This is a genomic window from Auritidibacter sp. NML120636 (assembly GCF_003185945.1).
Taxonomy (GTDB): domain Bacteria; phylum Actinomycetota; class Actinomycetes; order Actinomycetales; family Micrococcaceae; genus Auritidibacter; species Auritidibacter ignavus.
The window spans coordinates 80,306-100,166 of sequence record NZ_QHLO01000003.1 but is presented as its reverse complement, the minus strand read 5'-3'; the positions used below and the strand labels follow the sequence as shown (position 1 = coordinate 100,166).

The following is a 19,861-nucleotide window of genomic DNA, read 5'->3' as shown; positions in this document are numbered from 1 at the left end:
ATGACCACGTCACCACAAGCACAACCAGCACTGCCGGTCGTCTCCGAGCTGTCCCCAGGAGACATCATCTCTGAAACCACCGTGGAACTGCGCCGGGCCGATTTGGTGCGCTACGCTGGAATTTCCGGTGATGCCAACCCGATCCACTGGTCCGAGGAGACCGCCCGGGCCTCTGGACTGCCCGGCGTGATCGCTCACGGGATGCTCTCGATGGGCACCGCGGTGGATCTGGTCAGCCACTGGTGCACCGATCCCGGTCGTATTCTGGACTACCAATCCCGCTTTACGTCCATGGTGCCCGTTGCTGAGACCACCCCGGAAGCAGACCCCACCCAGCCGTTTACCACCGGCCCGGCCGGAGCTCGCCTGGCCATTACCGCCAAGGTCGGTGCCGTCACCGCAGACACTGGGGTGGTCCGTATTGATCTGGTCGTCACCAACCCTGACGACGGTGACAGCAAGGTGCTCACCAAAGCACAGGTGCTCGTGCAACTGGATCCTGTGGCATGAGCCCGTCGCCGATCACGCTTGCTGAGCTGACCACCTCTCGGGTCGGCGGCCCGGCGCAGAGCCTCATCCGTGCAGAGACTGAAGACCAGCTTATTCAGGCCGTTACCGCCGCCGATGCGGCCCATCAGCCACTTCTGGTGCTCGGCGGTGGCTCCAATCTGCTGGTGGCCGATCGGGGATTCCCCGGAACCGTCGTGCAGATTTGCACCCGGGGCATCGACACGTTGCAGCAACACGATGACTATACGGTTGTGCGCGTGGCTGCCGGAGAAACCTGGGATGACTTTGTGGCCTATACCGTCGAACAAGGCCTCAGCGGAGTCGAAACGCTCTCCGGGATTCCCGGGTTGGTTGGGGCCACTCCGGTCCAGAACGTCGGTGCCTATGGGGCCGATATTTCCGAATCGTTGCAACGCATCCGGGCTTTGGACCGAGAAACCCACCGCGTGGTGGAACTGGCCGCCGATGAGCTGGACTTCGGATACCGGGACTCGGTCATCAAGCGGAGCCTGCACGACGCCCTGGCCGGGACACGAGTCGAGCACGACGCTTCACCACGGTGGATTGTGCTCAGCGTGGATTTTCACCTGAAACACACCGGAGAAAACGCTGCGGTCCGATACGGGCAACTGGCCAAAGCGCTTGATGTCGAGCTGGGCAGTCACGCCGGACTCCACCGGATCCGTGAGGAAGTGATCCGACTGCGCACGGGCAAAGGGATGGTCTTGGACCCGGCCGACCACGATACCTGGTCCACCGGCTCGTTCTTCACCAACCCGATTGTGCCTGTCGAACGGACTACTCATCTGCCCGAGGCCGCCCCGAGATTTGGTGCCGGTGATGGGATGGTAAAACTCTCGGCAGCCTGGTTGATCGACCACGCGGGATTCCACAAAGGCTTTCACCTCGACCACGGGCGGGCTTCACTGTCGACCAAGCACACTCTGGCGCTGACCAACCGGGGAGAGGCCAGCACCGAGGACCTGCTGGAGGTTGCCCGCACGGTGCGTGATGGAGTGCTGGACCACTGGGGTATTGAGCTACGTCCGGAACCTGTGTTGGTGGGTGTGACCTTCTAAGAGTGCTCCCAGACAGGGTCTTAGAGGACTGGCCCACGCTCTACTGACACCACAGCGGGGCCCAACCCGCAACAAAAGGTTTAGCCCCACTGTGGTTGGTGGTTTTTAGAGGTTACCGGTGGCAATCATCAGCATCCGGCGCACCGGTTCGGCGGCGCCCCAGAGCAACTGGTCGCCGACCGTGAAGGCCGACAGGTACTCCGGCCCCATCTGCATCTTCCGCAACCGGCCCACCGGGATAGTCATATCCCCGGAAGCTGCGACGGGAGTCAGCTCTTGCATGGTCGCTTCCTTGGTGTTGGGCACGACCTTGGACCACGGGTTGCTTTGCTCGATCAGATCGGTGATCTCATCCAGGGGAACATCACGGGTCAGCTTTAGGGTCAAGGCCTGCGAGTGGCTACGCAACGCACCGATCCGCACACAAATCGAATCAAAAGGGATGCGCTCGGACTCGGCGGTCCGTCCCAAGATCTTATTGGTCTCAGCGCCACCCTTCCACTCTTCGCGGGAGACACCGCCGTCCAGCTCGGAGTCAATCCATGGGATCAACGAACCGGCCAGGGGTACCTCGAACTCGGTGGTATCCATGGACCCGTCGCGCTGGGAGGCCAAGACCTTGCGGTCAATCTCCAAAATGGCCGAAGACGGATCAGCTAATTCATCGGCCACTGACTGGTGCAGGGTGCCGAAACCGGAGAGCAACTCGCGCATGTGCTTAGCGCCGCCGCCGGAGGCTGCTTGGTAAGTCATCGCGGTGCCCCACTCAATGAGCCCTGCGGTAAAGAGGCCACCGAGGCCCATCAGCATGCAGGACACCGTACAATTACCGCCAATAAAGTCTCTGATACCGTCGCGCAAACCGGCGTCGATGGCGGGCCGGTTGATGGGGTCCAGCACGATCAACGAGTCAGCGCTCATCCGCAAGGTGGATGCGGCATCAATCCAGATGCCGTCCCAGCCGGTTTCACGCAGCTGCGGGTGGACCTTCTTGGTGTAGTCACCACCCTGCGTGGTGATGATGACCGGAAGCTTTGCTAGCGTCTGGATATCGTAGGCGTCTTGCAGGACACCGTTGTCTTCAGCGGAAGAAAAGCTCGGGGCCGGCGCACCGGGAGAAGATGTGGAGAAGAAGACGGGATTCAGTTTGGAGAAGTCCCCTTCTTCTTGCATCCGTTGCATCAGGACTGACCCCACCATGCCACGCCATCCGACGATTCCTACCGTCTGGTTCTGCGCGGGGTCAGCATGTTGGAATTGTTGTGCATCATCTACGGTCATGCTCATCTATTCTACCGACTGGGATGGCGAGGAACTGTGGGAAAAATTACGTTTTCGGGCCGTATAGGCCCAAATACCCAGGGCAAGAAATGCCTGGGTGGGAATCAGAATGAAAATCACTCCGGCGATGGTTCGTTCGGTCAAGATCAGCACCAGTCCCATCCCGGCGCTGACGACGGCGAGAATGGGAGCAGCGATCAAGGCCAAAAAGGTCAGCACCTGGGCCCTATCTGTTGTCGTCCCCGGGTCCGTGGAGTGCGTGGATGAGGAGGTGTCGTGCTCAGCCATCAGCAGTGGTCCTTTCCCAGAGTTCAAACCGGTAGTCCACTCCGGACCGGGAACGGTGCCACTGCTCGGGGTTTTCGGGATCGGCCTGGGTCAGGTGCCAGGCTTCATCGAGTTCAGGCGCTTTAGTGTCTCCGTCAACGTTGACGCGAAGCAGGGAACGTTGGATGAGGTCTGCACGGTGTAGCAACGCCACATAGAGAGTTGCTCCGCCGATGATCCAGACTTCTCCGTTCTCGGCGCGCTCGATGGCGGCATCCAGCGCCGCGTCGAGGTCGGTGAACACACTGGCACCTGACGCCTCGTCGGGGTCCAGAGACGAGGAGACCACGATATTATCCCGGTTCGGCAACGGGCGGAACTTTTCGGGGAACGACTCCCAGGTGCGACGTCCCATCACCACCGGGTGGCCGGTGGTGACACGTTGGAAGTGTTTGAGATCTTCCGGAACGTCCCAGGGCATGCCCCCTTGATCGCCGATGATCCCGGTGGAGGTTTGGGCCCAGATCATCCCGATCCGTGGGCGCTGAGGTGTCGATGGGGTTTCGGTTGAGATGTGATCAGACTGCAACGGGAGCCTTAATGGTCGGGTGGTGCTGGTAATCGAGGAGTTCAAAGTCCTCGAACTCATAGCTGAACAAGTCCTGCGGTGTTCGCCGGATCCGCACCCGCGGGTACGGGTAGGGCGCCCGGGTGAGCTGTTCTTTCACCTGGTCCACGTGATTGGTGTAAATGTGGGTGTCACCGCCAGTCCAGATGAATTCACCGGGTTGGTATCCCAACTGGTCGGCGATCATCAGCGTCAGCAATGAGTATTCCGCAATGTTGAATGGGACTCCCAAGAACATATCGGCCGAGCGCTGGTACAGCTGGCAGGACAGCACTGGGGTCGAACCGTCAGCCGTCGGAGCGACATAAAACTGGAAGAGTGCGTGACAGGCCGGAAGCGCCATTTCGCTGAGCTGTCCCGGGTTCCATGCGGTCACCACGTGCCGACGGGAGTCCGGGGACGTTTTCAGATTCTGCATCAGCTGGCTGATCTGATCAATGGTCTCGCCACTGGGAGTGGGCCATGATCGCCACTGGACACCGTAGACCGGCCCCAAATCGCCGTTTTCATCGGCCCATTCATTCCAGATGGTCACGCCACGTTCTTGCAACCACCGCACATTGGATTCACCACGCAGGAACCACAGCAGCTCGAGCACCACGGACTTGAAGTGGACCCGTTTAGTGGTGATCAACGGGAACGAGGAGCTCAAATCGAACCGCATCTGACGTCCGAACACCGAATAGGTGCCGGTTCCGGTGCGATCGGTTTTGGCGGTTCCATGCTTCAGAACATCGGCCAAAAGGTCCTCGTAGGGCGTGACAATATCCTCAGCTGACGCAGACACGTCGGTAGCCTCTTCCTGAAGGTTATGGGGTGTATTGGGATGTGTGCTGAAATCGGTTTATCGTCGGTGTCAGTCAACGACCATGTCTTGATATTCCGGGTAGCGTTGCAAGTAACGGTCGATATAGGAGCAACTGGAGATGACCTGCACGTGATCTTTACGTAATTGATCTAACACCATGGTGACCAGGGCGCGTGCATACCCCTGGCGCCCATATTTTTCGGAGATGATGGTGTGTTGCAGGTGCAGGACTTCACGGCCATTCTCATCGGTAGAGGGGTTTACACTGAATCCGAGAAAGCCGATGAATTCGCCGTTGTCCCACAGCTCAAACCGATCATTGGACTCAGACAATCTGATAGTTGCTCCGGGATGGACGTTCTTGGCCGGTTGGTTCTCGGATCCGGGCTGTACCTCAGTCATCTCAGTTTCCTCACTCCGAATAGTTCTTGTCCTGAATCCTACCGGCATGTCCCCGGCAGACGTCACTATCTGCGTTAAAGGTCGTAGGAATCGTAGATCTCGACGGACACAATACGTAGCTGGCGATCCACGGCCTGATGCACCACAATCACCGCACCAGGGCTAACGTAGGGATTGTCCGTTGGCAGGGCGTTGAGTAACCGGTCTCGTAGGTCTTTAGACTCGGCGTACTTTTTGAGGTGTGCCTTGATAGCCTCAAAAATACGCGGGAAAACGGGCCGATGAGTGCAGATGACCCGCGGGCGGTTCTTACCAAGTTGCGCCAGGAACTCTTTGGTGGCTTTCGATGCCTTCTTACCGGCTTGCTTTTCGGTGAGAATATCGCGTTGTTTGACGTTTCGCTTAGCCTGCTTGGCGAAAGGCGCCACAGTCTGCATGCAACGGACCCAGGGCGAGGAGATCACTCGCTGTGGCGACCAGGCCTCCAGCAGGCGTTTTACGGTCCAGGCCTGACGACGCCCGGTGGCCGCCAGTGGGCGTTCCGATTCGGCCCGCGACCAGCTGGAGCGTGGTTTGGCTTTGGCGTGACGTAAAAACAGGCAGGGACGCGTTCTCAACGTCTTATTCTCGAATGCTTCAACCAGGGCGTCGAGAGGCTGGTGGTCATTGTCATTGGTCAACCGTTGACGAGCCTGCTCTACGGAAAGCCATTCCACCCGATCGACTTCACCCTGATCAGCACGGGGCTGCTGCATGGTGACTTCAGCCGCCCAGTACCAGACTTCTTTTGACTTTCCCTCCACCTGGTACCGGATGATCGGCAGAGGGATGCCCAACTCGACGTCGAGATTAATCTCCTCTCGTGTTTCGCGAATCGCGCACTCGGGTAGAGTCTCCTCCTCATCGAGTTTGCCTTTGGGCCACGACCAGTCGTCGTACCGGGGACGGTGAATTAATAAGACTTCGAGCGCGCCACGCTCGCAACGCCAAGGGAGGATTCCACAGGCGACGATGTCAGATGCTGGACCGGGATCTTCCACCGCAGATGAGGTACGTTGAGCGGTGAGATCCTGAATATATTCGGCTACCGAACTCACGAATCATTCTCCTGGACATGATGTCGGGACGTCGTCGACGAAAACATGACATCGACATTCTCCACAGAAAATCCTAACGAGTCATACAATTTTGTCGCGGGTGTATTGTCCGCATCGACATAGAGCACCAAATGAGTGAGACCATTTTCGACAAGATGGTTCATCCCGCGTGCGGTGAGTGCTCGTCCCAGTCCGCTACCTTGAGCCTCGGGGGAAACACCGACGGCATAAACCTCTCCGGACTCAGCACCGGGAACCACCTTCGTCCAGTGAAATCCCGCCATGTCTCCGGTATCTTCCTGCTCAGCCACAAAAAACCCATCAGCGCTGAACCAGTCCTGTTTCATCCGTGACTGCAGATCCTGAAGGGTCATTTTGCCCTGCTCGGGATGATCCACGAAGGCCGCGGCGTTCACCTCGAGCCAGGCACGGTCATCCTGGTCGGGTACGAAAGTGCGGAACCGATAACCTTGCGGTGGGTGATCTGGCCAGTGGGACCCTTCAGAGCCGATGAGCCCCATCCGCCACAGCTCACGGACCGGGGCAAGACCGTACCGCTGGGCCAAAATATTCGCAGCTTCGTGATTGCCGTGACTCCAGGCGGTCACCAGCGCGTCGGCGGGCGCGTTTTGCTGAAGATACGAGGCGATTTTATCCGCCACAGCACAGCCGAGACCGCGCTCGCGTTCTTGGGGATGAACCACCATCTCCACGAGATATGGGTCCTCAGCGTTTCCCTGGCCAACCAGTGCCGCCGCGACCGCCCATCCAGGATGAGAGGTAGAGTCCGCGGTGAACACCACAGCTCGACCGCTACGGATCTCGACCCAGGTTTGATCAGAAAATGGCTCATTATTATCTGCGCGAAGCCCCAGGGCTGCCAAGGCCTGAAGATAACTGAGCTCTTGGGAATTAAGATCGTGGTCACGCACCTGCAGGGAGTTCATAGCCTCCACAGTACCGGTGTCCGCCTGCAGGCCAAAGTTTGCTGAGACACGAAATCCCGGCGAGAGTCCGAGGCCATGACAGAATGAAAACGTGCGTTTAATATATGCGGCTTTAGGAACCTTACTGGCGGGTGCGGGTCTCTCCCTGGCTGTGCTGATGACCAACGACGTGGCGCGCTGGGCTGTGCCCGGGGTTGTCACCGTCCTGGTTATTGTCTTCAGCGTGGGTCTTGCTCGACTCGTCAAGGGACGTTTGACAGTGCTGCTCATCGCCGTGATTGCCGCCGTGGGGATGATCTCCACCTGGTTATTGGCCCTGTTGCCTGAGGACACCCGGTTCAGCGGGAATTATTCCTTCGAGATGGCACGCCCGGATCTTTGGATGGCCCCGGTGGCGATCACCTTATCGCTGGGCCTGATCGCGCTGTTCGTCACCGAATTAATCGCGGGACCGCAAAATGGAAACCGTCCGCCACGTCTGGGACTGGGAATCGTGTCGATCTCCATCATGGCCGCGACCGGACTGTGGTCGCTGATTGCCCGCATGGACGTTGACCGGATCCTGCGCTACGCCGGTTACGGAGCCGAGATCGAGGCCACCCAACAAGTCGGGGGCCTGAACTGGTTGGCTTTCACCGCGCTCATCGGCGTGATGGTGGCCGGTGTGGTCTCGCTGTTTCCCATCCACCGTTTTCTTGCTAGTGCCCTAGGGATCGTGGCAGGTATCGCCACCACCACCGCGTTGCAACTGCCTCACCCGCTGGTACTTTCTGTTCCTACCGTCATTGCCGCCGGGGTCGGAGCCTTGATGGTCGTACTGGTTCACCACATGGTGTATGTGCTGGGTCGGCGCACCACCGCCGAACTCCAGTCCCTGGGCGCACCCCCCATCGAAATCCGCGATGCACCGGTGTCGGCGATCGCAGTGGGCATGGTTCCCGTGCTGGGGCTGGGCATCCTGCAGTATTTCACCGTCTGGGTAGTGCCCGCATTGATCTAAAAGCCTTAGGGTAGTGACATGACTGAATTTTCTCGCGAGCTCTCGGTCGAGCAAGCCCGGCGCCCAGCACACGAATTTTTCACCGTCGCTCTGGAACCAGCCGGTCGCGACCGGGTGGAACGAGTGTTTCGTTTCATCGGCGGAGTCCTCACCGCGGCTTTTTCGGGTCCTGGCGCAGGTTCCGAAGTTATCGGCGACGCGGTGGTGATCCGTGATCGTGAGACCGAAAAGCCCTTACTGAGCCTGGACATCGTCGACACTGGCGGAGACCAAGAGCTGCTGGAAGTTGTCAACGAGGATCTGGAGGCGTTCACCGCCGGAGAATTTGCCGACCAGTGGCTCCACGCCGATCACGAAGGGCGCCACATCCAACGTCGTCACTAAAGCCGGTGGTCGAACACCCGGGCCTCGACCTGTAAGGATCGGTCGCAGCCGGGGCAGTGCAGTAGGATAGGGGCCATGAATCTTCTCGCACTTGAAATTTTCTTCCTTGTGTTGCTGGGCCTGATTGCACTAAGCATGGCCGCCGTCGCCGTGCTGGTGATCGCTGGGCTGTTCAAAGGACAAAAGTAGCCGTCGCAATCTGATCCTGGGTGCTCGCCCCGTGGCCAGGCGCCCAGGTTGATGTAGGAGTACCTCGTTTCTATGGTGATGGAACTGCCGGTAGACCTCGTTCCCGAGCTGGCGCCACTGAGCTGGCTGATCGGTTCCTGGGAGGGGCAGGGCCGACTCGGCCAAGGCACAGAGTCTGACGAGATCTTTTACCAAAGGGTTGATTTCACCGAGTACGGGTTGCCCTTCCTGGAATATCGTGCCGAGTCCTGGCTGTGTGAAGCCGACGCCACCTTGATTCGCCCGTTGACGATCGAAACCGGCTTCTGGTCTCTGGCGCGCGAACGCCACGACGCCGATGTGGGTCCCGGGATGAAACCCGCCGATGTGGTGCCGGCTTACCGGTCGGCCGATGATGTGGAATCCCTGCGGTTCTCGGAGGACGAATTCCCTATCACGGCTACCATCACGCACCCGGGATCACTCAGCGAGCTGTATTACGGCGTGGTGCGTGGTCCGCAGATTAGCCTGCGCGCCGAGACCGTGATGCGCGGGGAGCTGACGGGCCAGTACCACAGCGCCGAACGCATCCTGGGACTCGTTAACGGCCAGCTGTTCTGGCGCTGGGATGTGAAAGAGACCGCATCGTCCCCGGCGCAACCGCACGCCTCGGCCAGCCTGGACCGCATGAAGAGTCTCACCGATGGCCGGCTTGCTCCCGGCACCGTCCATACCCCGGGAAAACACGATCTATCTTGAGCTCATCTCACCGATGCTGACTGAACCCGATACGACACGCACTGTTCCCGATCCGTCACCGCTGTTGTTACCACCCACGGCAGTGCCCGGCGCCGTGGCCGCTGGCGGGGTGGATGAGCCCGTTGCTGCTCACTACGGCCATCCCATTGCCGAACAACGTGCGCTGGACCGGGGGCGGGCCGTGGTGGATCTCTGTCACCGTGGCGTGGTGACCATCAGCGGAGCTGACCGGTTGCAATTATTGCACGTGCTCAGCTCCCAGGATCTGGCGACCCTGCCACCGGGAACCTCCACTGAGACCTTATTCCTGGACCTGCACGGGCGCTTGGACTTCCAGGTACACCTGGTTGACGACGGCGAGACGACCTGGATGACCGTAGAACCCGGGCTGGGTGCCTCGCTGGCCGGATGGCTGGAGGCGATGAAGTTTGCCTCCCGGGTAGAGATTGCCGACCGTAGTGACGACCTGGCTGTCGTGGCAACGACCGCCCCAGTGTCCCGATGGGACGCGACCCCGTGCTGGCAGGATCCCTGGCCACACATCGGTCCGGGCGGATACGCCTATACCCCGGACGTCGACCCTGATGACCACCCGGGAGTGGACTGGTCCTGGTACGAATACCTAGTGGACCGGTCCGCGCTGGCCGGCTCGAACCGTGATGAGCAGTTGTTGCCTGACGGCTACCGTTGGGCGGGCATGATGAGTGCTGAAGCACTACGCGTCGCCGCGGGACGACCTCGTCAATTGGTTGATACCGACGAGCGTTCTATTCCCCATGAGCTAGACTTGCTCCGCACCGCGGTGCACCTGAATAAAGGTTGCTATAAGGGGCAGGAAACCGTGGCCCGCGTTCATAATCTCGGCCATCCGCCCCGCAGACTGGTGCAACTTCTTCTCGACGGCTCGGTTCACGGGCTACCCGAACCCGGCGCGGATGTCATTTTGCGCCCCGAGGGTGGCGAAACCGGTGCCGACCGCGCCAGGCTCGACAAAGCTCGCGCGCTGGGGCGGGTCACCTCCGTGGGCCATCACCACGAAATGGGACCCATCGCCTTGGCAGTCATCAAACGGGCGGTGGACCCTAAGGCAGAGTTGCTCATCCGGGAACAGCTCCCCGCAGATCACGCCGACGACCACGCCCCGAACGGTGCCGAGGATGCACCCGACTACACCTATATGGCAGCGACGCAACAAGTCCTGGTGGCCACAGATGCCGGCAATACCGTGGGGCGACCCACCGGTTTGATGAATCTACGACGTCAACGCCCCGGCACCTCACGCTCGTAGCGCCCATCCAGGGCTTTAGGGTGTTCTATTGCTCCAGCCTCCCACTGGCTATCCGGCGTGGGATTCGGTTGCCTCAATTTTAAGGGTGGTCTGTGAACCACTGAGTTGGAAGCCCATGGCATCAGCCATCCGTTGGGCCGCGCGGTGGCCCATGGCAGCCCGCCACTGGGGGATCAGGCCCGCCATGAAGGCCTCTTCGGCGGCGACGGCGACGGCGTAGGTGCCTAAGCCGTGGCCCCGGAAATCCGGGTCAACCAACACCGTGAGATCCGCGATTAGCGACGCCCATTCCTCGTAACCGGAACCGGCGACCACCTGCAGATTTCCGGGGTCTTGGTCGGAGACCACCGCAAAGGTTTGCCCGGTTTGCGACAGTCCGGCTGCCCCCACATCGTCGGAAGGACACCTGGCTTCTAACTCAGTGATAAATTCGCGGTCCTCACTGATCGCTACCGCATCCGACCCGCTGATCTCGGGAGGGTCCTCGGCATAGTACAGCGTGGTTTCTCCCAGCGAGCGTGCCCCGTGCGAGGCGCCGAGACGAATGAGTGTGGATTCCAGGGCGAGAATTTCGTCATCAATCTCATTGGCGGCCTGTAGAAACCAGGACGGACCGTAGATGAACGTGATGTTGTAAATCCGAATCACGCTGGCGATCTTCGAATCGGCGTGGTCGGAGAGCACGGGAAAACGGTGGGGTCCGGAGCCGGGGTGGTCCGCGACGGTTAGCACCTCCTGGGGGTCCGCCCCCATGGAGGTGGCCCAGGCTAACAGGATCACACGTTTGTGGTGATCCGAGGGATCGGTCGGGTTCATGCGTGGATTATCGACCAAAAAGAACCTTCGCCTCGTCGTAGCGTTGCTGGGGGACTTCTTTCAAACCGGCCAGAGCTTGGTCCAAGTCAACGTCGACGATCTCAGTACCGGCCAAAGACACCATGCGACCGTAGTGTCCGCGATGGATCAGATCGATGGCGGCCATGCCGAACCGGGTTGAGAGCACCCGATCATATCCGGTGGGTGCCCCGCCACGTTGAATGTGTCCCAAAACGGTGTTGCGGGTCTCGATGCCGGTTAGATCCTCGATCTGGTGGGTGACCCACTCTCCAATTCCACCCAGTCGCGGGCGGCCGGATGCTTCCACCCCGGCCTCTGCCACTGGATCGGTGTGGCCTTCAGGGATGAACCCCTCAGCCACGACAACAAGTGGCGACCGACCGCGTTCGTGCACCTGTGTGACCCATTCGCTGACCTGCTCCATCGGGGTTGGGAATTCTGGGATTAAGATTGCGTGGGCGCCGGCGGAGAGGCCTGAGTGCAATGCGATCCAGCCAACGTGACGTCCCATCACCTCAGCGACCATGCACCGGTGGTGCGACTCACCGGTGGTGCGTAACCGGTCCATCGCATCGGTAGCAATCGACAGTGCCGTGTCGAACCCGAATGTGTAGTCGGTGCCACGCAGGTCGTTATCGATGGTTTTCGGCACTCCTACCAGGTTGATCCCGTCCTGGTAGAGTCGTTGCGCCCCGGCGAGGGTGCCTTCTCCGCCGATGACAATCAGCGCGCCGAGTCCCATGTCTTCCATATTGCGCTTGATATTCTCCGGCCCACCGCCTTCAGCATTATACGGGTGGGTGCGGGAGGTACCAAGAATCGTGCCTCCGGTGCGTGCCAAGCCCCGAACCACCTGGCGGGGGAGCTCGAAATAGTCTTTGTCAATAAGTCCGGCCCAGCCGTTGCGAATTCCCACTAGCTCGTCGTCGAAAGACTTGATGCCGTGCAACACCGCTGACCGGATCACGGCGTTGAGCCCGGGACAATCTCCGCCAGAGGTTAAGATTCCGATGCGCACCAGGGGTATCCTTTCGTCAAAACAGTCAAGAAAACCGCTCAGAAATCCCGGGTACAACCCTGATGGGTTATCCCAGACACTTTCCAGGCTAGTGGTTTTTCTCCGGTGCGACTATCGGTCGTGGGCGGTCTTAGGAGAACAAACGCAGAAGGCGAGAGGTGCCTTCTTCGAGGTCCTCGTCCGACAGTGCATAAGACAGTCGCAAAAACCCGGAGGGACCGAACGCTTCACCGGGAACCACCGCGACCTCGGCCTCCTCAAGGATGATGGTGGCCAAATCCTGTGACGTTTCGGCGACACGGCCGTTGATCTTCCGGCCCAGTGCGTCGCGGACATCGACGTAGACGTAGAACGCGCCACGCGGTGTCGGGCAGGAGAATCCGGGCACCTCGTTGAGCATCTGTACGATCTTTTGTCGACGACGATCGAAGGCCTGGCGCATCTCTTCGACGGCCTCCAATGAACCATTCAATGCGGCAATGGCAGCCCGCTGAGAAACATTAGCGACGTTCGAGGTGGCATGAGATTGCAGGTTGGTGGCTGCCTTGATGACGTCGACCGGGCCCAGCATCCAACCAACACGCCACCCGGTCATCGCGTAGGTTTTGGCCACACCATTGAGGATGATGGCCTGGTCCTTGAGCTCGGGGACGACCGAAACTATGGACTGTGCTTCGGCCCCATCGTAGAGCAGGTGCTCGTAGATCTCGTCGGTAACCACCCACAAACCGTGTTCCAGGGCCCACTCGCCAATGGCACGGGTCTGTTCGCGCGAGTACACGGCTCCGGTGGGGTTCGACGGTGAGACGAAGAGCACCACTTTGGTTTGTTCGGTGCGAGCAGCCTCGAGCTGGTCGACGGTGACCAAGTAATCGGCCTCCGGGCCGGCAAACACATCGACAGGGACTCCACCGGCCAACTTGATTGATTCGGGATAGGTCGTCCAATAAGGTGCAGGCACCAGCACCTCATCGGCTGGGTCCAGCAGAGCAGCGAAGGTGTTGTACACCGCTTGCTTAGCCCCATTGGTGACCAACACCTCCTGCGACTGGTAGCTCAGCTTCGAATCACGTTGTGTCTTGTTAATAATGGCTTCTTTGAGCTCGGGCAACCCACCGGCAGGGGAGTAGCGATGGTTGACCGGATCGGTGGTAGCTTCCTCCGCGGCGCGAACGATGTAGTCAGGAGTGGGAAAATCTGGTTCTCCAGCGCCAAATCCAATCACCTCGCGACCAGCGGCCTTGAGCTCTTTGGCTTTCGCGGTCACCGCCAGAGTGGCGGACTCGGTGATGGCATTTAACCGAGCGGAAACGCGGCGGGCGGGTTCAACCATGATGGTAGGTCCCTTCGACATATTGTTCTGCCTTCACACGCTGAGTGACACCGGCTACCGTCGGCGAGGCAGGCGAGGATACTCGTACCCGTTTTCTTCTGAGCCATCACCGACCGAGGGCGGGGACACCAGCCACTCTTTACAATACTTGAAACCGTCTGACAGATACCGGGGCGATAGGCGACTTCGTGCAACTTCCGTGTTCAATTTGGTGATGAGCGGACAACATCGTAGACTAGTCATTCGGTGTCCACTCACCATTTGTTGTGGTGCGTGAAATCCCCCCCCGAACACCGAGGGCAGTGGCGCAATTGGTAGCGCAACGGTCTCCAAAACCGTAGGTTGCAGGTTCGAGTCCTGTCTGCCCTGCGCAGTAAGTTGCCGGAATATCCGCCAGCGTACAGCAGATCACCCTTATTGATGACCGAGCGAGGATCCGTGGCCGAACAATCAACGCACGAAACTCAGGACGGTGGCCAGAGCCGCTCCGAACGGCGTGGTTTCTTCAGCCGCATCATGTTGTTTCTGCGTCAGGTCGTTGATGAGATCCGTAAGGTCGTCACCCCGACCCGCGAAGAACTGCTGAAAATGACCGGCGTTGTTCTGGTCTTCGTGATCATCGTGATCGCCGTGGTATTTGTGTTGGACTGGCTCTTTGGGCAGGGAGCGTCGTTCCTCTTCGGCGGTCAAGAAACTGTCTAAGAGCCTCAGGCCGGCAACTGTCACGGCCATCAGACCAGCAAGTTACCGAGGAAAGCAGGAATCACGTGTCCGAGCAAGAACGCGAGCAACAGTCCATCGATGAGTCGGTTGTGGCCTCCGATGACACCGTTGCAGACCAGGATGCCGTGGCAAACCCTGAGGGCAACGACGTCGCTGAGGCCCAAGCGTCTGCAGAATCCACTCCTGAAGAATCTGGCGACACTGACGCCGTAACAAGCGCAGAGGAAGCTGACCAGGCTCACGAGGCCGAGACCGACAGCGATGATGATGGCGAAACCGATCTGGAGAAGATCGGCGAAGAACTACGCGCGAAGCTTCGTCGCCAGCCTGGTGAGTGGTACGTGGTGCACACCTACGCCGGCTACGAACGTCGTGTCAAGACCAACCTGGAAACGCGCATTCAGACCATGGACGCTGACGAGATCTATGAGATCGAAGTTCCCATGGAAGAAGCTGTGGAGATTAAGAACTCCAACCGCAAGGTCGTCAACCGTGTTCGGATTCCCGGCTACGCGCTGGTGCGTATGGACTTTACTGAAGAAAACTGGGGCGTGGTGCGCCACACCCCTGGCGTGACCGGATTTGTCGGCGCCGACGCCTACGAGCCCGAGCCGCTGAGCCTAGACGAGGTCTACGACATGTTGGCCCCTTCGATTCTGCAGGAAGCCGCGAAGAAGGCCCAGGACGAAGGCAAACCTGCACCCAAGGAAGCCGTGCAAGAAGTGGCTCCGGAAGTCACCGTCGACTTCGAAGTCGGCGAATCCGTTACCGTCAAGGAAGGGCCGTTCGAGTCGTTGCCGGCTACCATATCGGAAGTCAAAGTTGACTCCCAGCAGCTGGTGGTGCTGGTATCCATCTTCGAACGCGAGACGCCGGTGACCCTGTCCTTCAGTGAAGTGACCAAAGTGTAGAAAAGACTTCGTGGTCCCGGTTGCTTTGGCCGGGCGCCACGACCTCGATCACCGCGCCACGGTGATCACCCCTTCGATCACGCTCCTGTGATCGAAGAACGACGATAGAAAAGGACCCGAATATGGCCCCCAAGAAAAAGGTCGCTGGTCTGATCAAGTTGCAGATTGAAGCTGGTGCTGCTAATCCGGCACCTCCGGTTGGTCCGGCGCTTGGTCAGCATGGTGTGAACATCATGGAGTTCTGCAAGGCCTACAACGCCGCCACAGAGTCCCAGCGTGGAAACATCATCCCGGTGGAAATCACCGTTTACGAAGACCGTTCCTTCGATTTCATTACCAAGACCCCTCCGGCGGCGCAGCTGATCAAAAAGGCAGCCGGTGTGAACAAGGGATCTTCGACTCCGCACACCGATAAGGTCGGTAAGGTCACCAAGGATCAGCTGGCTGAGATTGCTCAGACCAAGATGGCTGACCTGAACGCTGACGACATTGAAGCCGCTACCAAGATCATCGCCGGCACTGCACGGTCGATGGGTATCACTGTCGAAGACTAACCAGGTCCATACGGATCATCGTTGTTGCCCGTCAACAACACCCAAAACATTTCAGTGGCATGGGTCGAGCGCGGCCCGTTACACCACGACTGCATAAGGAGATTTAGCAGATGGCAAAGCGCAGCAAAGCATACCAGGCAGCCGCGGCCAAAATTGAAGACCGTCAGTACAGCCCCTTTGAAGCAATCAAGCTTCTGAAGGACATTACCCCCGCTGAGAAAAACGCCACCGTGGATGTGGCGATGCGTCTGTCAGTGGATCCCCGCAAGGCTGACCAAATGGTTCGCGGTACCGTGAACCTTCCCAACGGTACCGGTAAGACCGCGACCGTTGTCGTCTTCGCCACCGGTGACAACGCCGCCGCTGCCGAAGCAGCCGGTGCCGACTACGTCGGTTCCGATGATCTGGTCGAAAAAATCCAGGGCGGTTGGACTGATTTTGACGCCGCCGTGGCCTCCCCGGACATGATGGGTAAGGTCGGTCGCCTCGGTAAGATCCTGGGTCCCCGTAACCTGATGCCGAACCCCAAGACCGGAACCGTGACCCCGAACGTTGCCAAAGCGGTTGAAGATATTAAGGGCGGTAAGATCGACTTCCGCGTCGACCGTCATTCCAACCTGCACTTCATCATCGGTAAGACCAGCTTCGATGCTGAGAAGCTGGCTCAGAACTACGCCGCGGCACTGGAGGAGGTTATCCGGCTCAAGCCCTCTTCCGCTAAGGGACGCTACATTTCCAGCGTTACCGTGGCATCGACGCAGAGCCCCGGCATCTCCGTGGATCCTAACGTCACTCGGGTTGTTACTGAACAGGCCTAAAGCCCTCCGGTAGCCCGTTAGCTGTGGCCTTCACCGGTTGTCTCGGTGAAGGCCACAGTAGTTTTCAGAGTCTCCCACTCCCACAACAGGCCCCCAGAGAGCCACATCGTTGTTAACACGCCTGACATTTTGCGTTCACAACACCACGGAGCGAGGGTACTCTGATCTGCAGAGCCGATGACCTAGACCTTTGCGAGGTCCGTCTACGCTTTGTCGCCCTGTATCCACCTCACGACAGAAAAGAAGCACCGCTGTGGCATACGATGTCGCTCAACACGACCAGCGTCTGAAACGAGACTTGAAGAATCGGCACATTCAGATGATTGCTCTGGGCGGCGCTATTGGTACGGGGCTGTTCTATGGTTCTGCCGATTCCATCAGTCTGGCCGGGCCCGCCATTCTCATCGCCTATCTCATCGGTGGCCTCATCATCTTCTGGGTGGTGCGTGCTTTGGGGGAGATGTCCGTCCACGAGCCCGTGGCCGGAGCATTTACCCACTATGCCCACAAATATTGGAGTCGGCGGGCTGGCTTCGTCTCCGGGTGGAACTACTGGTTCAACTACATTGCGGTAGCCATGGTCGAGCTGGCGGTGGTCGGATCCTTCGTCAACTACTGGCTCCCCGAGGTACCACCCTGGGTCTCAGCAGCCTTCTTTTTAGTGCTGATCACCTTCATCAACCTGGTCGGTGTCAAAACCTTCGGCGAATTCGAATTCTGGTTCGCCGTGGTGAAAGTTGTGGCAGTCATCGCCATGATTGTGCTTGGCACCGTGGTGGTTATCCTGGGCGTCAATTCCAATCCCGAACTGCCAGACCCCAGCTTTAGCCACTTGTGGGACCACGGCGGATTTATGCCCATGGGACTGACCGGCATCATCGCCGCCATGGCCGTCGTGATGTTTTCCTTCGGCGGCACCGAACTGGTGGCGGTGGCTGCCGGGGAAGCTGACCGTCCGCAGCAATCCATCCCCCGAGCCATCAACCAAGTCATTCTGCGCATCCTGCTGTTCTATATCTTGGCTCTGGCTGTCATCATGTCCGTGGTGCCCTGGCACCAGATCGACGGGCATTCCAGTCCTTTCGTGCAAATTTTTGATGCCGTCGGCATTACCGGAGCTGCCCACATCCTGAACTTGGTCATGCTCACCGCGGTCATTTCCGTTTATAACTCCGGACTTTTTTCCAACGCTCGGATGCTGTACTCGCTGGCACTGCAAGGAAACGCTCCCTCGTTTCTCACCAAGGTCTCCGGACGTGGCGTGCCGTACTGGGGTGTGCTCGTCTCCTCGGCGGTGACCGTCATCGCCGTGGTGGTGGTGATGCTCTGGCCCGATTTCGCCTTTCGATACCTGATGTCCGTGGCGTTGGCGGCTGCGCTGATCAACTGGACTATGGTCATGATCACCCACCGCAAATTCCGTGCCCAGCTCAGCCAAGAGGAACGCGAAAAGCTTCACTTCAAACTTCCCGTAGCCTCGGTGGTGTTTTGGATTGTGTTGGTGTTTTTCGCCCTCCTGGTCGTGATCATGGGATGGTCGCAACAGTACCGTACCGCGGTCTTTGTCGGACCACTGTGGCTCGTGCTGCTGCTCGTCGCCTATGAGATCAAAACTCGCCGGAGGTCTCAGCGACCGGGCCAACCCCAGCAACACTCTCAGCCCGCTAGCAGACACGTCCGCTGATGATCTCGCTCTCATTCCAAGCGTGGATTTGGTGTTGCGGGAATCGGTAGGGTAGCTTATTAACCACCAAAGACCGCCGGTCGTTAATTCTGGTGCCCATCTGACAACATGAGCGCCGCGACGGAATGACTATAAAGCTTTTGACACAAAAGCGACCAGCGCAGGTGTGAACGTCAAGCCAGTTGAAGACTGCTGATCACAATCTTCAGTATTGCTGCGCCCTGTGCACGCCTGCACGGGGCGTTTTTTTGTGTCGAAGCCGTTAGGTACCGGCTGAAGCAATCGGAAGGAGTGCCATGGCGACTGCTGAAAAAGAGGCCGCAGTGGCTGAGTTGGTGGAGCGTTTCCGCAACTCGGATGCTGCTGTGCTCACAGAGTACCGTGGTCTGACCGTGGAGCAGCTCAGGACCTTGCGCCGCTCTCTCGGTGAGAACACCCACTACGCCGTGGTGAAGAATACGCTTGCTGACATTGCTGCCAAAGAAGCCGGAGTAGATGCCTTCGAGGGACTACTCAACGGTCCGACTGCTATCGCTTTCATCGAAGGTGAGCCGGTTGAAGCAGCAAAGGCTATGCGTGACTTTGCCAAGGACAATGAGGCCCTGGTCATCAAGGGCGGCTACATGGAAGGTGCCGCACTCGATGTTGAGGGTGTTAAGAAGCTTGCGGATCTGGAATCTCGCGAGGTGTTGCTGTCGAAGCTGGCAGGAGCAATGAAGGGTGGTATGTCCAAGGCCGCCGCGCTGTTCCAGTCCCCGCTGTCGAAGGCCGTGCGTACGACCGAGGCACTGCGTGCCAAGCAGGAAGACGCCGCCTAACCCCATCGTCGAGGCGATGGACTACGTGGTCAACTGATCACACCAAAAACTTCACATCTGAGTTCTTGAACCTGAGAACCCACTACGTAAAGGAGCCACACTCATGGCTAAGCTATCCACTGAAGAACTGCTGGACACTTTCAAAGAGCTGACCCTGGTCGAACTGTCTGACTTCATCAAGGCATTCGAGGAAGAATTCGACGTGACCGCTGCTGCTCCGGTTGCCGCTGCTGCTGCTCCGGCTGCTGGTGACGACGGTGACGGTGACGCTGCTGACGAGCAGTCCGAGTTCGACGTTATCCTGGAAGCTGCTGGCGACAAGAAGATCGGCGTGATTAAGGAAGTTCGCGCACTGACCTCGCTGGGTCTGAAGGACGCCAAGGAACTGGTCGATGGTGCTCCGAAGCCCGTGCTGGAAGGCGTGGACAAGGAAGCTGCCGAGAAGGCTAAGGAGCAGCTGGAAGGTGCTGGCGCTACCGTCACCCTGAAGTAATGCCAGTGGCATCAGCTGCTTAGCATCGACTGAACTGCTTGTGGCCCCGCACCA

General features: G+C 59.0%; 23 protein-coding genes and 1 tRNA gene. 14 read left to right on the top strand and 10 right to left on the bottom strand.

Going from position 1 to position 19,861, the window contains the following annotated elements:
* Nucleotides 1-510: a MaoC/PaaZ C-terminal domain-containing protein gene (locus tag DCC25_RS03740; protein ID WP_110100651.1), complete on the top strand. Its 510-nt coding sequence runs from the start codon at nucleotides 1-3 to the stop codon at nucleotides 508-510.
* Nucleotides 507-1,589, top strand: a complete 1,083-nt coding sequence (locus tag DCC25_RS03735) for a UDP-N-acetylmuramate dehydrogenase (protein WP_110100650.1) — start codon at nucleotides 507-509, stop codon at nucleotides 1,587-1,589. Before DCC25_RS03740 ends, DCC25_RS03735 begins: the two co-directional genes overlap by 4 nt.
* A gap of 105 nt (nucleotides 1,590-1,694) precedes the next feature.
* Here the strand turns inward: DCC25_RS03735 and asd are convergent, their stop codons facing one another.
* The 7 genes from asd to mshD form a co-directional block, all read right to left on the bottom strand.
* Nucleotides 1,695-2,870: an aspartate-semialdehyde dehydrogenase gene (gene asd / locus DCC25_RS03730; RefSeq protein ID WP_110100770.1), complete on the bottom strand. Its 1,176-nt coding sequence runs from the start codon at nucleotides 2,868-2,870 to the stop codon at nucleotides 1,695-1,697.
* Nucleotides 2,871-2,876: 6 nt separating this feature from the next.
* A complete protein-coding gene (locus tag DCC25_RS03725) occupies nucleotides 2,877-3,158 on the bottom strand; it encodes an NF038396 family protein (protein WP_221040954.1) in 282 nt (93 codons plus the stop codon).
* On the bottom strand, nucleotides 3,151-3,666 hold the full coding sequence (locus DCC25_RS03720; RefSeq protein WP_233487896.1) for a dihydrofolate reductase: 516 nt from the start codon (nucleotides 3,664-3,666) through the stop codon (nucleotides 3,151-3,153). The genes DCC25_RS03725 and DCC25_RS03720 overlap by 8 nt, the downstream gene beginning before the upstream one ends.
* 49 nt (nucleotides 3,667-3,715) lie before the next feature.
* The gene (locus DCC25_RS03715) at nucleotides 3,716-4,552 is read right to left on the bottom strand and encodes a thymidylate synthase (protein ID WP_166769858.1); all 837 of its coding nucleotides are present in this window, start codon (nucleotides 4,550-4,552) and stop codon (nucleotides 3,716-3,718) included.
* Between the two features lie 69 nt (nucleotides 4,553-4,621).
* Entirely contained in the window at nucleotides 4,622-4,975 is a 354-nt protein-coding gene (locus DCC25_RS03710; RefSeq protein ID WP_110100648.1) for a GNAT family N-acetyltransferase, read from the bottom strand.
* A 74-nt stretch (nucleotides 4,976-5,049) separates the two neighbouring features.
* Nucleotides 5,050-6,072 (bottom strand): NUDIX hydrolase, encoded by a 1,023-nt coding sequence (locus DCC25_RS03705; RefSeq protein ID WP_233487895.1) that lies wholly within the window; start codon nucleotides 6,070-6,072, stop codon nucleotides 5,050-5,052.
* The gene (mshD, locus tag DCC25_RS03700) at nucleotides 6,069-7,019 is read right to left on the bottom strand and encodes a mycothiol synthase (RefSeq protein ID WP_158524710.1); all 951 of its coding nucleotides are present in this window, start codon (nucleotides 7,017-7,019) and stop codon (nucleotides 6,069-6,071) included. The genes DCC25_RS03705 and mshD overlap by 4 nt, the downstream gene beginning before the upstream one ends.
* A gap of 91 nt (nucleotides 7,020-7,110) precedes the next feature.
* Between mshD and DCC25_RS03695 the strand changes: the two genes are divergently transcribed.
* The 4 genes from DCC25_RS03695 to DCC25_RS03680 all read left to right on the top strand — a co-directional run bounded on the left by DCC25_RS03695 (nucleotide 7,111) and on the right by DCC25_RS03680 (nucleotide 10,618).
* Nucleotides 7,111-8,019, top strand: coding sequence for a hypothetical protein (locus tag DCC25_RS03695; RefSeq protein ID WP_158524709.1), 909 nt, complete (start codon nucleotides 7,111-7,113; stop codon nucleotides 8,017-8,019).
* 18 nt (nucleotides 8,020-8,037) lie between these two features.
* Nucleotides 8,038-8,403, top strand: a complete 366-nt coding sequence (locus DCC25_RS03690) for a hypothetical protein (RefSeq protein ID WP_110097949.1) — start codon at nucleotides 8,038-8,040, stop codon at nucleotides 8,401-8,403.
* A 261-nt stretch (nucleotides 8,404-8,664) separates the two neighbouring features.
* Nucleotides 8,665-9,330, top strand: coding sequence for an FABP family protein (locus tag DCC25_RS03685; RefSeq protein WP_110097948.1), 666 nt, complete (start codon nucleotides 8,665-8,667; stop codon nucleotides 9,328-9,330).
* 13 nt (nucleotides 9,331-9,343) lie between these two features.
* On the top strand, nucleotides 9,344-10,618 hold the full coding sequence (locus tag DCC25_RS03680; RefSeq protein ID WP_110100767.1) for a folate-binding protein YgfZ: 1,275 nt from the start codon (nucleotides 9,344-9,346) through the stop codon (nucleotides 10,616-10,618).
* Nucleotides 10,619-10,666: 48 nt separating this feature from the next.
* Here DCC25_RS03680 and DCC25_RS03675 read toward each other — a convergent pair whose 3' ends face one another.
* From DCC25_RS03675 to DCC25_RS03665, 3 genes are all read right to left on the bottom strand, one after another.
* Nucleotides 10,667-11,434, bottom strand: coding sequence for a GNAT family N-acetyltransferase (locus DCC25_RS03675; protein WP_110100645.1), 768 nt, complete (start codon nucleotides 11,432-11,434; stop codon nucleotides 10,667-10,669).
* A 7-nt stretch (nucleotides 11,435-11,441) separates the two neighbouring features.
* Nucleotides 11,442-12,473, bottom strand: coding sequence for a 6-phosphofructokinase (locus tag DCC25_RS03670; RefSeq protein ID WP_110100644.1), 1,032 nt, complete (start codon nucleotides 12,471-12,473; stop codon nucleotides 11,442-11,444).
* A 130-nt stretch (nucleotides 12,474-12,603) separates the two neighbouring features.
* Complete coding sequence (locus tag DCC25_RS03665; protein WP_110100766.1) at nucleotides 12,604-13,806, bottom strand: pyridoxal phosphate-dependent aminotransferase; 1,203 nt, start codon at nucleotides 13,804-13,806, stop codon at nucleotides 12,604-12,606.
* Between the two features lie 296 nt (nucleotides 13,807-14,102).
* Between DCC25_RS03665 and DCC25_RS03660 the strand changes: the two genes are divergently transcribed.
* The 8 genes from DCC25_RS03660 (at nucleotide 14,103) to rplL (ending at nucleotide 19,807) form a co-directional block, all read left to right on the top strand.
* Nucleotides 14,103-14,175, top strand: a tRNA-Trp gene (locus tag DCC25_RS03660).
* A 51-nt stretch (nucleotides 14,176-14,226) separates the two neighbouring features.
* The gene (secE, locus tag DCC25_RS03655) at nucleotides 14,227-14,508 is read left to right on the top strand and encodes a preprotein translocase subunit SecE (protein WP_110097944.1); all 282 of its coding nucleotides are present in this window, start codon (nucleotides 14,227-14,229) and stop codon (nucleotides 14,506-14,508) included.
* Between the two features lie 65 nt (nucleotides 14,509-14,573).
* On the top strand, nucleotides 14,574-15,440 hold the full coding sequence (gene nusG, locus DCC25_RS03650; protein ID WP_110100643.1) for a transcription termination/antitermination protein NusG: 867 nt from the start codon (nucleotides 14,574-14,576) through the stop codon (nucleotides 15,438-15,440).
* 122 nt (nucleotides 15,441-15,562) lie between these two features.
* Nucleotides 15,563-15,994, top strand: coding sequence for a 50S ribosomal protein L11 (rplK, locus tag DCC25_RS03645; protein WP_110100642.1), 432 nt, complete (start codon nucleotides 15,563-15,565; stop codon nucleotides 15,992-15,994).
* Between the two features lie 110 nt (nucleotides 15,995-16,104).
* Nucleotides 16,105-16,812 carry a 50S ribosomal protein L1 gene (gene rplA, locus DCC25_RS03640; protein ID WP_110100641.1) on the top strand — a complete coding sequence of 236 codons (708 nt, stop codon included), beginning with the start codon at nucleotides 16,105-16,107 and terminating at the stop codon, nucleotides 16,810-16,812.
* A gap of 253 nt (nucleotides 16,813-17,065) precedes the next feature.
* Nucleotides 17,066-18,496, top strand: coding sequence for an amino acid permease (locus DCC25_RS03635; protein ID WP_233487893.1), 1,431 nt, complete (start codon nucleotides 17,066-17,068; stop codon nucleotides 18,494-18,496).
* 296 nt (nucleotides 18,497-18,792) lie between these two features.
* Complete coding sequence (gene rplJ / locus DCC25_RS03630) at nucleotides 18,793-19,314, top strand: 50S ribosomal protein L10 (RefSeq protein ID WP_110097940.1); 522 nt, start codon at nucleotides 18,793-18,795, stop codon at nucleotides 19,312-19,314.
* Nucleotides 19,315-19,417: 103 nt separating this feature from the next.
* On the top strand, nucleotides 19,418-19,807 hold the full coding sequence (gene rplL / locus DCC25_RS03625) for a 50S ribosomal protein L7/L12 (protein WP_110097939.1): 390 nt from the start codon (nucleotides 19,418-19,420) through the stop codon (nucleotides 19,805-19,807).
* Nucleotides 19,808-19,861: the final 54 nt, after the last annotated feature.

What these genes read in the sequence shown, in the direction of transcription:
- asd (WP_110100770.1), bottom strand. Translation starts at nt 2,870, where the DNA reads ATGACCGTAGATGATGCACAACAATTCCAACATGCTGACCCCGCGCAG.
- rplK (WP_110100642.1), top strand. Translation starts at nt 15,563, where the DNA reads ATGGCCCCCAAGAAAAAGGTCGCTGGTCTGATCAAGTTGCAGATTGAA.
- rplA (WP_110100641.1), top strand. Translation starts at nt 16,105, where the DNA reads ATGGCAAAGCGCAGCAAAGCATACCAGGCAGCCGCGGCCAAAATTGAA.
- DCC25_RS03665 (WP_110100766.1), bottom strand. Translation starts at nt 13,806, where the DNA reads ATGGTTGAACCCGCCCGCCGCGTTTCCGCTCGGTTAAATGCCATCACC.
- DCC25_RS03680 (WP_110100767.1), top strand. Translation starts at nt 9,344, where the DNA reads ATGCTGACTGAACCCGATACGACACGCACTGTTCCCGATCCGTCACCG.
- rplJ (WP_110097940.1), top strand. Translation starts at nt 18,793, where the DNA reads ATGGCGACTGCTGAAAAAGAGGCCGCAGTGGCTGAGTTGGTGGAGCGT.
- secE (WP_110097944.1), top strand. Translation starts at nt 14,227, where the DNA reads ATGACCGAGCGAGGATCCGTGGCCGAACAATCAACGCACGAAACTCAG.
- DCC25_RS03710 (WP_110100648.1), bottom strand. Translation starts at nt 4,975, where the DNA reads ATGACTGAGGTACAGCCCGGATCCGAGAACCAACCGGCCAAGAACGTC.
- DCC25_RS03685 (WP_110097948.1), top strand. Translation starts at nt 8,665, where the DNA reads ATGGTGATGGAACTGCCGGTAGACCTCGTTCCCGAGCTGGCGCCACTG.
- DCC25_RS03690 (WP_110097949.1), top strand. Translation starts at nt 8,038, where the DNA reads ATGACTGAATTTTCTCGCGAGCTCTCGGTCGAGCAAGCCCGGCGCCCA.
- DCC25_RS03720 (WP_233487896.1), bottom strand. Translation starts at nt 3,666, where the DNA reads ATGATCTGGGCCCAAACCTCCACCGGGATCATCGGCGATCAAGGGGGC.
- DCC25_RS03735 (WP_110100650.1), top strand. Translation starts at nt 507, where the DNA reads ATGAGCCCGTCGCCGATCACGCTTGCTGAGCTGACCACCTCTCGGGTC.
- DCC25_RS03740 (WP_110100651.1), top strand. Translation starts at nt 1, where the DNA reads ATGACCACGTCACCACAAGCACAACCAGCACTGCCGGTCGTCTCCGAG.
- rplL (WP_110097939.1), top strand. Translation starts at nt 19,418, where the DNA reads ATGGCTAAGCTATCCACTGAAGAACTGCTGGACACTTTCAAAGAGCTG.
- mshD (WP_158524710.1), bottom strand. Translation starts at nt 7,019, where the DNA reads ATGAACTCCCTGCAGGTGCGTGACCACGATCTTAATTCCCAAGAGCTC.
- DCC25_RS03725 (WP_221040954.1), bottom strand. Translation starts at nt 3,158, where the DNA reads ATGGCTGAGCACGACACCTCCTCATCCACGCACTCCACGGACCCGGGG.
- DCC25_RS03675 (WP_110100645.1), bottom strand. Translation starts at nt 11,434, where the DNA reads ATGAACCCGACCGATCCCTCGGATCACCACAAACGTGTGATCCTGTTA.